Annotated in this window: 10 protein-coding genes; 6 read left to right on the top strand and 4 right to left on the bottom strand. The window is 71.2% G+C overall.

Annotated features, from left to right (window positions below; all coding sequences use genetic code 11):
- Nucleotides 1–128: 128 nt before the first annotated feature.
- The 6 genes from AB0M29_RS31050 to AB0M29_RS31025 all read left to right on the top strand — a co-directional run bounded on the left by AB0M29_RS31050 (nucleotide 129) and on the right by AB0M29_RS31025 (nucleotide 7,161).
- Nucleotides 129–2,534, top strand: a complete 2,406-nt coding sequence (locus tag AB0M29_RS31050) for a polysaccharide lyase 8 family protein (RefSeq protein WP_365388652.1) — start codon at nucleotides 129–131, stop codon at nucleotides 2,532–2,534.
- Between the two features lie 119 nt (nucleotides 2,535–2,653).
- Entirely contained in the window at nucleotides 2,654–3,157 is a 504-nt protein-coding gene (locus AB0M29_RS31045; protein WP_365388650.1) for a GNAT family N-acetyltransferase, read from the top strand.
- A 70-nt stretch (nucleotides 3,158–3,227) separates the two neighbouring features.
- Nucleotides 3,228–4,292 (top strand): CoA ester lyase, encoded by a 1,065-nt coding sequence (locus AB0M29_RS31040; protein ID WP_365388648.1) that lies wholly within the window; start codon nucleotides 3,228–3,230, stop codon nucleotides 4,290–4,292.
- The gene (locus tag AB0M29_RS31035) at nucleotides 4,292–5,164 is read left to right on the top strand and encodes a CoA ester lyase (RefSeq protein WP_365388646.1); all 873 of its coding nucleotides are present in this window, start codon (nucleotides 4,292–4,294) and stop codon (nucleotides 5,162–5,164) included. Before AB0M29_RS31040 ends, AB0M29_RS31035 begins: the two co-directional genes overlap by 1 nt.
- Nucleotides 5,165–5,344: 180 nt before the next feature.
- On the top strand, nucleotides 5,345–6,928 hold the full coding sequence (locus AB0M29_RS31030; RefSeq protein WP_365388643.1) for an acyl-CoA carboxylase subunit beta: 1,584 nt from the start codon (nucleotides 5,345–5,347) through the stop codon (nucleotides 6,926–6,928).
- A gap of 14 nt (nucleotides 6,929–6,942) precedes the next feature.
- Nucleotides 6,943–7,161: an acyl-CoA carboxylase epsilon subunit gene (locus AB0M29_RS31025; RefSeq protein WP_365388641.1), complete on the top strand. Its 219-nt coding sequence runs from the start codon at nucleotides 6,943–6,945 to the stop codon at nucleotides 7,159–7,161.
- A gap of 96 nt (nucleotides 7,162–7,257) precedes the next feature.
- Here AB0M29_RS31025 and AB0M29_RS31020 read toward each other — a convergent pair whose 3' ends face one another.
- From AB0M29_RS31020 to AB0M29_RS31005, 4 genes are all read right to left on the bottom strand, one after another.
- A complete protein-coding gene (locus tag AB0M29_RS31020) occupies nucleotides 7,258–7,857 on the bottom strand; it encodes an ATP/GTP-binding protein (RefSeq protein WP_365388639.1) in 600 nt (199 codons plus the stop codon).
- Nucleotides 7,838–8,353 carry a DUF742 domain-containing protein gene (locus AB0M29_RS31015; RefSeq protein ID WP_365388637.1) on the bottom strand — a complete coding sequence of 172 codons (516 nt, stop codon included), beginning with the start codon at nucleotides 8,351–8,353 and terminating at the stop codon, nucleotides 7,838–7,840. Before AB0M29_RS31015 ends, AB0M29_RS31020 begins: the two co-directional genes overlap by 20 nt.
- 86 nt (nucleotides 8,354–8,439) lie before the next feature.
- Nucleotides 8,440–8,853, bottom strand: coding sequence for a roadblock/LC7 domain-containing protein (locus tag AB0M29_RS31010; protein ID WP_365388674.1), 414 nt, complete (start codon nucleotides 8,851–8,853; stop codon nucleotides 8,440–8,442).
- 9 nt (nucleotides 8,854–8,862) lie between these two features.
- A complete protein-coding gene (locus AB0M29_RS31005; RefSeq protein WP_365388672.1) occupies nucleotides 8,863–11,889 on the bottom strand; it encodes a nitrate- and nitrite sensing domain-containing protein in 3,027 nt (1,008 codons plus the stop codon).
- Between the last annotated feature and the right edge of the window lie 100 nt (nucleotides 11,890–11,989).

The following is an 11,989-nucleotide window of genomic DNA, read 5'->3' as shown; positions in this document are numbered from 1 at the left end:
CGGGCTCTTCGGGGAGCCCGGCGCGCCCGTTTCCTTTTCCCCGGGCATTGCTGGTGTGAGTGCGAGCGTGTTAGAAACCGTTTGCTAATGAACGGACTCACCCCCGATCCGCCCGGAGGTTCCCCGTCATGCCCCCCACCTGGTCCCGCCGTGCCCTGATCCAGGCATTCGGCGCCGGCGCGCTCGCCGTGCCGCTCGCCGGACCGGCCACCGCAGCAACCGCTTACTCCGCCGAAGTCGAAGCCGAAGCCGCCACCGACGCCTACGACACCCTGCGCGCCCGCTGGCGCGGCCTGCTCCTCGGCAGCGGCTTCGACCCGGCCGCCGCCCCCTACGCCGACCGGCTCGCCGCGCTCGGCACCAACGCCCGCGCCTACGCCGCCTCGATGGCCCCCGCCACCGGCTCGCTCTGGCCCGACTACCCGCTCGCCGCCTCCGCCGGGATCACCAACAGCTACGCCCGGCTGAACACCATGGCCCAGGCGTGGTCCCAGCCCGGCACCGGCTCCACCTCCGACGCCGCGCTGCTCGCCACCGTCCTCACCGGCCTCGACCACCTCCACACCCAGGCGTACAACGCCACCACCACGTCGTACGACAACTGGTGGGACTGGCAGATCGGCAGCCCCCGGCTGCTGCTCGACCTCTGCGTCCAGCTCTACGACCAGCTCTCCGCCACCCGGATCGCCGACTGGACGGCCGCCGTCGACCACTTCGTGCCGGACTCCGCGGTGGCGGCGTACTCCGGCACCAGCACCGGGGCCAACCGCGTCGACCTGTGCCGGGTGCTCGCGCTGCGCGGTGTCGTCGGCAAGAACTCCGCCAAGCTGGCGCTGGCCCGCGACGCCCTGTCGCCGGTCTTCCCCTACGTCACCACGGGGGACGGCTTCTACACCGACGGATCGTTCATCCAGCACACCTGGGTGCCGTACACCGGCTCGTACGGGCAGGTGCTCATCGACGGGCTCGGGCGGCTGTTCGCGCTGCTCACCGGCTCGGACTGGGCGGTGACCGACCCCAACCGGCAGCTCTTCCTGGACATGGTGGAGAAGGCGTACGCCCCCTGGATCCACAACGGCCTGCTCATGGACCCGGTCGTCGGACGGGCGGCGAGCCGGGGCGTGTCCGCCGCCGACGCCCTGCACATCAAGGCCGACGACCATCTGCGCGGCCACACCCTGCTGGCCAACATCGCGGTGCTCGCCCTGGGCGCCTCCACCGCCGAGCAGACCCGCTGGAACGGCATGGTCAAGGGCTGGATGGCCCGTGACTACTACGAACCGCCGCTGTCCGACCCGCAGTTGGGCATCGCCGACCTGTCCCGGCTGAAAGCGGTGGCCGACTCGGCCGTGCCCGCCGCCGCGGAGCCCGTCGGCCACCGGCTCTTCGCCTCGATGGACCGCGCGGTGCACCGCAGGCCCGGCTGGGCCGCCGCGATCAGCATGTGCTCGGCGCGCACCACGTTCTACGAGACCGGCAACGGCGAGAACCTGCGCGGCTGGCACACCAACAACGGGATGCTCAGCTGGTGGGGCGACACCTACGGCAACGGCCAGTACAGCGACTGCTTCTGGCCCACGGTCAACCCGTACCGGCTGCCCGGCACCACCGTCTCCACCAAGACGCTGGCGGACGCGTACGGCGGCGCGTGGGGCGCCTCGCGGCCCGACACGGTGTGGGCGGGCGGCGCCACCGACGGGGAGTTCGCGGCCGTCGGGCAGTACGTGAAGGGCCTGGGCTCCACGATGCTGGGCAAGAAGTCGTGGTTCTGCCTGGACGACGCGGTCGTCTGCCTCGGCGCCGGGATCAAGGCGACCGACGGCGTCCCCGTCGAGTCGGTCGTCGACAACCGCAACCTCGGTCCCACCGGCAGCCACGCCTTCACCGTGGACGGCACCGCCCAGCCCACCACGCTCGGCTGGAAGACGACCTTCACCGGCGCGCGCTGGGCCCAGCTCGCGGGCTTCGGCGGCTATGTCTTCCCCGGCGGCGCCACCTTCACCGCGCTGCGCGAGGCCCGCTCCGGGTCCTGGCACGACATCAACACCGGCGGCACCACCGACCCGATCACCCGCCGCTACCTCACCACCTGGTTCGACCACGGCGTCGACCCCACGGCGGGCGGCTACGCGTACCTGGTGATGCCGGGCGCGACCACCGCTACCACCGCGGCCCGCGCCGCCGCCACCGGCTGGCTGGTGATCCTGGCCAACACCGCGGCCCAGCAGGGCGTCTCGGTGCCCTCGCTCGGCGTCACGGCCGTCAACTTCTGGAACGCGGGCAGCGTCGGCGGCGTCACCTCCAGTGCGCCGGCGGCCGTGCTGATCCGCGTCACCGGCGGCACCGCCACGATCGGCGTCAGCGACCCGACGCACTCCGGAACCGCCTTCGACCTCACCTGGAACCGCCCGGTCTCCGCGGTGACCGCGCATGACCCCTCGATCACCGTCAGCGGCACCGGCGCCACGCTGACCCTGCGCGTCACCCCGGGAACGGCGGGCGCCACCCAGCACGCGACGGTGGAACTGGGCTGAGCGGCGCGGGAGCCCGGGGCGAGCCCGCTCACGCGCCCCGGGCCCGGCGTCCCGGGCCCGGGGCGGAGGCCGCTGAAATTCGCTCGATGACACCGGGCGGGCGTGCGTAGGGTGCCCCGGTGACCAACACCACAGACACGCCCGAGGCCGCCACCGTGCGCGAGGCCACCCCCGCCGACGCCGCCGCCATCGCCCGGGTGCACATCGTCTCCCGCGAGGTGACGATGCCGTACCTGCCGCCGCGCAAGCGCACCGACGCCGAGGTCGAGTGGTGGGTGGAGCACGTGGTGCTCGCGGAGTCCGCGGTCTGGGTCGCCGAGCGCGCGGGCACCGTCGTCGGCTACGCGGCGGTGGAGGGCGACGTCCTGGACGCCCTCTACCTGCTGCCCGAGGCCCGCCGCCAGGGCATCGGCACCCAGTTGCTGGAGCGCGCCAGGCGGCACAGCCCCTCCGGCCTCACCCTCTTCGTCTTCCAGCGCAACACCGACGCACGGGCGTTCTACGGCCGCCACGGCTTCACCGTCGTCGACACCAACGACGGTTCGCGCAACATGGAGAAGGAGCCGGACATGTCCATGTGGTGGGACGGCTCGGTGACCAACGGCACAGGTACCGACCGGTAGAGCGACTGCCCCGCGGTCATAGGGTGATCGCCGTACCCTCCCCACCCTCGACCGACAACCGGGAGAACGCATGCGCTCGGCGAAGGACTTCTTCCGTCCGCTGGCTGTGGGGGCACCGGCCCCCGTCAGGGAAGTACCGTTCCGGCCCTCGCGGATGATCCACTTCTTCGACCCCGGCAACGAGAAGATGGCGGCCAAGGTGCCGTCCCTCGCGCCGCAGGTGGACGTCCTGCTGGGTAATCTGGAGGACGCCGTCCAGGCCGACCGCAAGGAGGCGGCTCGTGCGGGGCTGGTCTCCATCGCGAAGGCCACGGACTTCGGCGACACCCAGCTGTGGACCCGGGTCAACAGCCTGGACTCGCCGTGGGCGCTGGACGACCTGCTGACCCTGGTCACCGAGATCGGCGACAAGCTCGACGTCATCATGGTGCCCAAGGTCGAGGGCGCCGAGGACATCCACTATGTGGACCGGCTGCTCGCCCAGCTGGAGGCGAAGGCGGGCGTCCGCAGGCCGATCCTGGTGCACGCGATCCTGGAGACGGCCACCGGCGTGGCCAACGTGGAGGAGATCGCCGGGGCCAGCCCGCGGATGCAGGGCCTGTCGCTCGGCCCCGCCGACCTCGCCGCCAGCCGCCGGATGAAGACCACCAGGGTCGGCGGCGGCCACCCCGGCTACCTGGTGCGCGAGGACCCCAAGGCGGACGACGCGCCGCGCGCCACCTTCCAGCAGGACCTGTGGCACTACACGATCGCCCGCATGGTCGACGCCTGCGCGGCGCACGGAATCCTGCCGTACTACGGGCCGTTCGGCGACATCAAGGACGTCGTCGCGTGCGAGGACCAGTTCCGCAACGCCTTCCTGCTCGGCTGCGTCGGCGCCTGGTCGCTGCACCCGGTGCAGATCGCCATCGCCAAGCGGGTGTTCTCGCCCTCGCCGCAGGACGTGGCCTGGGCGCACCAGGTGATCGACGCCATGGGCGACGGCACCGGCGCGGTGATGATCGACGGCAAGATGCAGGACGACGCCACGTACAAGCAGTGCCTGGTCGTCGCGGAGCTGGCCGAGGCACTGGCCGCCCGCGACCCGGAGCTGGCCGAGACCTACGCGGCCGCGCGCAAGCGGGAGGACGTGTGATGACCGACGGCAGCCTGCGGCCCCGCCGCTCCGTGCTCTACATGCCCGGCGCCAACGAGCGCGCCCTGGAGAAGGCCAAGACCCTCCCCACCGACGCGCTCATCCTCGACCTGGAGGACTCCGTCGCGCCGGACGCCAAGGCCGACGCCCGCAAGCGGGTCGCCGCCGCCGCGGCGAGCGGCGAGTACGGCTACCGCGAGGTGACGATCCGGGTCAACGCGCCCGGCACCCCCTGGCACGCCGACGACCTGCGGGCCGCCGCCGAGGCCGGGCCCGACGCCGTCGTGGTGCCCAAGGTGGACTCGCCCGAGACCGTACGGCAGGTGGAGGCCGCGCTGGAGGCGGCCGGCGCGCCGGACCGCACCGCGATCTGGGCGATGGTCGAGACACCGGCCGCGATGTTCGACGCCCGGGCCATCGCCGCCGCGTCCGAGCGGCTCACCGTCCTGGTCATGGGCACCAACGACCTGGCCAAGGAACTGCACGCCGAGCACGTCCCCGGCCGGGCGCCGCTGCTCACCGGACTGTCCCTCGCCCTGCTGGCCGCCCGCGCCTGCGGCAAGGTCATCTTGGACGGTGTCTACAACGACGTGCAGGATCTGACCGGCTTCGAGGCGGAGACCCTCCAAGGGCGGCAGCTCGGATTCGACGGCAAGACGCTCATCCACCCCAAGCAGCTCGAGCCCTGCAACCGGATCTTCGCGCCCGCCGAGGCGGAGGTCGAAAGGTCCCGCCGGATCATCGACGCCTTCGAAGAGGCCACGTCACAGGGGCGCGGGGTGGTCACGGTGGACGGCAGGATGATCGAGAACCTGCATGTGGACGAGGCCCGCCGGGTGCTCGCGCTGGCCGCGGCGGTCGCCGGCCGCTGACCCGAATGGCCGCATCGGCCACGAATGACCTCAGTTCGGACCGTACGGAGTGCGTGGCCCCGTGACCAGCGGACGCGGCCACGCACTCCGGCGTCTCTGTTGGGATCCACCATGAAGTCCGCGCGGACACTGTACGAAGTCGATGGCCCGTTCCGAGGCAGTCGCTCGTAGTGTCGATGCATGACCACATCGCAAGAGGTGCCCGCGGACGTCAACGACGCCCGCGGTCGCGTGGCAGAGCTGCTCGCCATCCGCGAGGAAGTACGCCGCGGACCCAGCGAGCGGGCGACCGAGGCCCAGAAGGCCAAGGGGAAGCTCACCGCCCGCGAGCGCATCGACCTGCTCCTCGACGAGGACAGCTTTCGCGAGGTCGAGCCGCTGCGGCGGCACCGTGCGGTCGGCTTCGGCCTGGAGGCCAAGCGCCCGTACACCGATGGCGTGATCACCGGCTGGGGCACCGTCCACGGCCGTACCGTCTTCGTGTACGCCCACGACTTCCGGATCTTCGGCGGCGCGCTGGGCGAGGCCCACGCCACCAAGATCCACAAGATCATGGACATGGCCATCTCGGCCGGTGCCCCGCTGATCTCGCTCAACGACGGCGCGGGCGCCCGTATCCAGGAGGGCGTCTCGGCGCTGGCCGGATACGGCGGCATCTTCCAGCGCAACACCAGGGCCTCCGGGGTGATCCCGCAGATCTCGGTGATGCTCGGCCCGTGCGCGGGCGGCGCGGCCTACAGCCCGGCGCTCACCGACTTCGTGTTCATGGTCCGTGAGACCTCGCAGATGTTCATCACGGGACCGGACGTCGTCCAGGCCGTGACCGGCGAGACCATCACCCAGAACGGCCTCGGCGGCGCCGACGTCCACTCGGAGATCTCCGGCGTCTCGCACTTCGCGTACGACGACGAGCAGACCTGCCTGGAGGAGGTCCGCTACCTGCTGGCGCTGCTCCCGCAGAACAACCGGGAGAACCCGCCCGCCGTGGAGTGCCAGGACCCGGCCGACCGGCGCGGCGACGTGCTGCTCGACCTGGTGCCCGCCGACGGCAACCGCGGCTACGACATGCGCAAGGTGATCGAGGAGATCGTCGACGAGGGCGAGTTCCTGGAGATCCACGAGCGCTGGGCGACCAACATCATCTGCGCGCTGTCCCGGCTCGACGGCCAGGTCGTCGGCATCATCGCCAACCAGCCGAACTCGCTGGCCGGCGTGCTGGACATCGAGGCGTCCGAGAAGGCCGCCCGCTTCGTCCAGATGTGCGACGCCTTCAACATCCCGCTGGTCACGCTGCTGGACGTGCCGGGCTTCCTGCCCGGTGTCTCCCAGGAGCACGGCGGCATCATCCGGCACGGCGCCAAGCTGCTGTACGCGTACTGCAACGCCACCGTGCCGCGGATCTCGCTGATCCTGCGCAAGGCCTACGGCGGCGCGTACATCGTCATGGACTCGCAGTCCATCGGCGCCGACCTGACCTACGCCTGGCCCACCAACGAGATCGCGGTGATGGGCGCCGACGGCGCCGCCAACGTCATCTTCCGCCGCCAGATCGCCGACGCCGACGATCCCGAGGCGATGCGCACCCGCATGGTCAAGGAGTACAAGGCCGAGCTGATGCACCCGTACTACGCGGCCGAGCGCGGCCTCGTCGACGACGTCATCGACCCGGCCGAGACGCGGGCGGTCCTCATCAGCTCGCTGGCCATGCTCCGTACCAAGCACGCCGACCTGCCGTCGCGCAAGCACGGCAACCCGCCGCAGTAGTGGCGACCTCCCGGATGGAGACCACCTTGAGCACTCCCACCGTTTCCCTCGTGCGAGTCGAGAAGGGTCACGCCGACCCCGAGGAGCTCGCGGCCCTCACGGCGATCCTGCTGGCCCGCGCGGCCGCGGGTGACGGATCGGCCGACGAGGACCGCCCGGCCCGCTCCACGGCCGGCTGGCGCCGTCTGGAGCGCACTCCCGGCTTCCGCGCCCCGCACTCCTGGCAGGGCTGACCGCTCAGCACCGCCCCGCACCGCCCAGCAGCACTAGGGCCCCGCACCTCCCGGTGCGGGGCCCTTGGTGTGTACCGGACGGGTGCGGGGACGTGCCTACCGCAGCCGGGCCATCAGGGCGTGCTCGACGAGGGTGATCAGCGCGCTCTTCGCCTCGGCACGGTGGCGGGCGTCGGTGGTGATGATCGGTGCCTCGGGCCCGATCTGCAGGGCCTCGCGCACCTCCTCGGGGCCGTACGGCTGGTTTCCGTCGAAGCCGTTGAGGGCGATGACGAACGGCAGGCCGCTGTTCTCGAAGTAGTCCACGGCCGGGAAGCAGTCCGCCAGCCGCCGGGTGTCGACCAGCACGATCGCGCCGATCGCACCGCGGACCAGGTCGTCCCACATGAACCAGAAGCGGTCCTGGCCCGGGGTGCCGAACAGGTAGAGGATCAGGTCCTCGTCCAGCGTGATACGGCCGAAGTCCATCGCCACGGTGGTCGTGGTCTTGTCCGGCGCGTGGGTGAGGTCGTCGATCCCGGCCGAAGCGGAGGTCATCACCGCCTCCGTCCGCAACGGATTGATCTCCGAGACGGCACCGACGAAGGTGGTCTTGCCCACGCCGAACCCGCCGGCCACCACGATCTTCGCAGACGTGGTCGAGCGGGTCGCGCCGCTAGGACCGGCCTCGCCGGTCCTAGAGCTTCCGAAGTCCACTGAGCACCCTTTCAAGCAATGTCACGGCTGGCTGTCCGCCCGACGACTCGTCGCCACCGGGCTGGTGAATCGCGACCAGGCCCGCTTCGGCGAGGTCGGCCACGAGAATCCGGACGACGCCCAGCGGAATGGTCAGCAGCGCGGAGATCTCCGCCACCGACTTGATCTCCCGGCAGAGCAGGCAGATCCGCTGGTGTTCCGGCAACTGCCCCCGCAGCCGCTCGGGATCGGCGGTCGTACTGACCAGCGCCTCGATGGCGAGCTGGTAGCGCGGCCTGGTGCGGCCGCCGGTCATGGCGTACGGGCGCACCAGACCGGACGGCGTCGGCGGCTTGCGGTTGCCGCCGCGCGGCGCCTGCGGTGGCTCGTACGCCTGGATCCGCGGCTGCCGGAACTGCGGCTCGGGCGCCGGTGTGGGCGCCGAGGGGAAGTTGTAGGGGTTCAGGGGCGGCTGCGGCCGGCTGCCGTACGGATCTCCGCCGGGGGACGTGCTCACGAGTCCTCCTCCTGGTCGGCTGCGCTGTCTCGTCCGGGTACCGCGGTGGCACCCGGACGAGCTGCCGCCCTGTTCGCTGGTTGACGCTAGTTGAGCAGGCTGCCCTGCAGTTCGGCCCGCAGGTCGGGGGTGAGTACGGTGCCCGCCCGGTCGACGAGGAGGGCCATTTCGTAGCCGACGAGGCCGATGTCGCACTCGGGGTGCGCGAGTACGGCGAGGGAGGAGCCGTCGGAGACGGACATGATGAAGAGGAAGCCGCGCTCCATCTCCACCACGGTCTGGTTGACCGCGCCGCCTTCGAAGATGCGGGAGGCTCCGGCGGTGAGCGAGGTCAGGCCGGAGGCGACGGCGGCGAGCTGGTCGGCGCGGTCACGGGGGAATCCGTCGGACATCGCGAGCAGCAGGCCGTCGGCGGAGACCACCACCGTGTGGGACACCCCGGGGGTGTTGTCCACGAAGTTGGTGATCAACCAGTTCAGGTTCTGTGCCGCCTGGCTCATCGGACTCAACTAGCGCTCCTGGTTCTGGGGGCCGCCGAATCGACCTTCGGTGGCCTGTCCGTTCGTATCAGTTCCAGCAGTGCGCCCTTGCTGGACGCCACGTCGCAGATTACTCAACCTGCCCCGGACGTCCTCGGGTGCGCGGGAGACCTGTGGGCCGCCCTGCGGGGTCTGCGTAGCGGTACCCGGGACCAGGTTGGCCTTGGGCACCCGTCGGGGCAGACCTGAGGGGGTGACCCCGCCTGCCTTGGGCTCGCGGACCTGCTCGGCCCGCTGCCAGTTCTCGTCGTTCGTGGAACGCCACTCGGTCGAGTCCGGCTGCGGTTCCTGCTGAGGTTCTTGACTCTCCTGAGCAGGTTGTTCCTGCGGTGGTTGGGACTGCTGCCGTCCGCGGCGCGGCAGGCCGGCGTCCGTCAGCGAAGGCGAGACTACGCTCTCCGACGGCTGGGAGGGGAGCAACGGAACGGAATCCGTTACGTCGCCCGCCACCTGGGGTTCGGATACCGGCCATCCGTTCCGGTCCGGGCGGAACCCGTCGAACCCGGGCTGCGCGCCGTTGTCGTAGCCCTGCCCGTAGCCGGGGTCGTACGGCTGCTGGTACGAGGTGTCGGCCGCTGCCGCCGGGGCGGAGAAACCGTTCTGCTCGTACCCGGGATGCGGCTGCTCGTACCCCTGCTGCTCGTAGCCGGGCTGGAAGCCCTGCTCGTACGCCTGCTGCTGGTAGCCCGGGTCGAAGCTCTGGTCGAACGAGGCGGCTTCCTGCTGGTAGCCGTCCTGCCCGTACGCCGGCTCCTGGTAGCCCTGCTGCGGCTGAGGCTGAGGCTGAGGCTGAGGCTGCCGCTCGTCGCGGTCGGCGTTGGCGCCGGCCGCCTCGAGCTGGGCGCGGCGGCCCTCCCGCAGCAGCGAGCGGCCGAGCGGGTCGAGCGGCGCGGGCGGGTTGTCGTAGCGGGAGTCGTCGAAGCCGAGCTCCGCGGCGGTCGGCTGGTGGCCGACGGCCGGCGACTGGTGCTCGGGGACGATCCGGGAGACCGTGAAGTCGCGGTCCTCGTCCTCCAGCGGCATGTCCTCGCCGCCACCACCGTGGGTGATCGGCTCGGGCAGCATGACCAGCGACGTGGTGCCCGCCTGCTCGCCCGAGGGACGCAGCTGCACGCGGATGCCGTGCCGGTCGGACAGCCGGCCGACCACGAACAGGCCCATCCGCTTGGCGATCTCGACGTCGACGGTCGGCGGGTCGGCCAGCTTGTGGTTGATGTCGGCGAAGTCCTCGGCGGTCAGGCCGATACCCCGGTCGTGGATCTCCACCATCACCCGGCCGTCCGGCAGCCGGGTCGCGGTGACCCGCACCTTGGTCTGCGGCGAGGAGAACGTGGTGGCGTTCTCCAGCAGCTCCGCGAGCAGGTGCACGAGGTCGGTCACGGCGCTGCCGTGGATGTCGGTCTCGGGGATGCCGACCAGCTCGATGCGGTCGTACGCCTCCACCTCGGAGGCGGCCGCGCGCAGCACGTCGATCAGCGGGATCGGCTGGTTCCACTGGCGGCCGGGCTCCTCGCCCGCGAGCACCAGCAGGTTCTCGCCGTTGCGGCGCATACGGGTCGCGAGGTGGTCCATCTTGAAGAGGTTGTCGAGCTGGTCGGGGTCGGCCTCGTTGTTCTCCAGCTCGGTGATCAGCGTGAGCTGGCGCTGGATGAGGCCCTGGTTGCGCAGCGAGAGGTTGGTGAAGATCGCGTTGACGTTGCCCCGCAGCAGCGCCTGCTCGGCGGCGAGCCGGACCGCCTCGCGGTGCACCTGGTCGAAGGCGCGGGCGACCTCGCCGATCTCGTCGCGGCTGGTGATCGGGATCGGCACCACGGTGGTGTCCACCCGGCCCGGGTCGGTCCTGGAGAGCTGGTCGACCAGGCTGGGCAGCCGGGTCTCGGCGATCTCGAACGCCGCCCCGCGCAGCCGCCGCATGCTGCGGCTCATCGCGCGGGCCACCATGCCCGCCACGATGAAGGCCAGGATCAGCGCCACGACCACGATCGCGGAGTTGATGATCGCGTCCCGCTTGGCGTTGGACGCGATCGTCGAGGCGTCGCTGGCGGCCTGGTCGGCGAGGTGCTGCTCGACCGTGCGGTAGGCGTCGAAGGAGAGCGTGGAGGCCGCGAAGTACGACTCCTTGGTGATGCCCTCGGCGCGCAGCTGCTCGGTCGTCTTCCCCGGCGTGGAGATCTCCGTGACCATCTTCTGCAGGTCCGGCGGCGCCACGAACGCCACCCCGGCGTCCTGCGCCTGCTGCTTGGCCGCCTTGAGCTGCGCCGCGCCCTTGGCGGCGGCCGCGCTCTGGGCCTGCTTCAGCCGGGTCACGTCGGCGGGGGTACCGCCGCCGTTGTACTCCTCGACGGAGATGCCCTGGAGGTACTCGTACGAGCCCAGCGCCGTCTTCTGCAGCGCCAGCTCGTTCGCCGAGACCGGCTTCTCGACCAGGATGTGGGTGCCGATGGACCGGGTCAGCGACTCGGCGGCCTTGGCCAGCGAGACCGCGTAGAGGGTGCGGCCGTAGGCGGTGATGTTGCTGGTGCCGTAGCCCAGCTCGTTGGCCAGCTCCATCAGCGGGTGCTGGATCTTGACGTACCACTCCTCGGTCTGCACACCGGGGAGCTGCCGGGTGTAGGCGGCCTTCCGGAGCGAGGAGAGCTGCGGCTCGACGGCGCGGAAGTTGGCCATGCGGCGCTTGAGACCGTCCAGCGGCGGCATCTTGGCCGCGGCGAGGTCGAAGGCCTGCTTGGCCTCGTCGGTGGCGCCGCGGGCGGCGCCGACCGACGGGTCGTCGGATCGGCCGGCCAGCAGCGGAACCGCGGTGACGTCGCGCTCGTTGATCAGTGCGGTGCTGTACGTCTCCGCCGCCCTGACCAGATTGGCGGTCCGTACGGCGTCGTCGGCCTGCTGCCAGGTGTCCACCGAGCTCTTCACCCGGAAGCCACCGAAGACCAGGGCGACGATCACGGGGATGAGGAGGATGACGTTCAGACGGGTCGCCACCCGCCAGTTGCGCATGCTGAAGCGGCCGCCCGGCTCATCGGGCAGTTCGGGAGCGGCGACGGCAGGAGTGCCCTCGGGACGCTGGGGGGGCGTGAAATTCCCCCGCGGGCCCTGT

The sequence above is a fragment of the Streptomyces sp. NPDC051976 genome (assembly GCF_040680795.1).
Taxonomy (GTDB): domain Bacteria; phylum Actinomycetota; class Actinomycetes; order Streptomycetales; family Streptomycetaceae; genus Actinacidiphila.
The sequence above is the reverse complement of the archived record's forward strand: the minus strand, read 5'-3'. Positions and strand labels throughout refer to the sequence as shown.

Bases quoted from the DNA above. Each gene is read 5' to 3' on its own strand.
- AB0M29_RS31050 (WP_365388652.1), top strand. From the start codon at position 129: ATGCCCCCCACCTGGTCCCGCCGTGCCCTGATCCAGGCATTCGGCGCC.
- AB0M29_RS31030 (WP_365388643.1), top strand. From the start codon at position 5,345: ATGACCACATCGCAAGAGGTGCCCGCGGACGTCAACGACGCCCGCGGT.
- AB0M29_RS31040 (WP_365388648.1), top strand. From the start codon at position 3,228: ATGCGCTCGGCGAAGGACTTCTTCCGTCCGCTGGCTGTGGGGGCACCG.
- AB0M29_RS31035 (WP_365388646.1), top strand. From the start codon at position 4,292: ATGACCGACGGCAGCCTGCGGCCCCGCCGCTCCGTGCTCTACATGCCC.
- AB0M29_RS31025 (WP_365388641.1), top strand. From the start codon at position 6,943: ATGGAGACCACCTTGAGCACTCCCACCGTTTCCCTCGTGCGAGTCGAG.
- AB0M29_RS31005 (WP_365388672.1), bottom strand. From the start codon at position 11,889: ATGCGCAACTGGCGGGTGGCGACCCGTCTGAACGTCATCCTCCTCATC.
- AB0M29_RS31010 (WP_365388674.1), bottom strand. From the start codon at position 8,853: ATGAGCCAGGCGGCACAGAACCTGAACTGGTTGATCACCAACTTCGTG.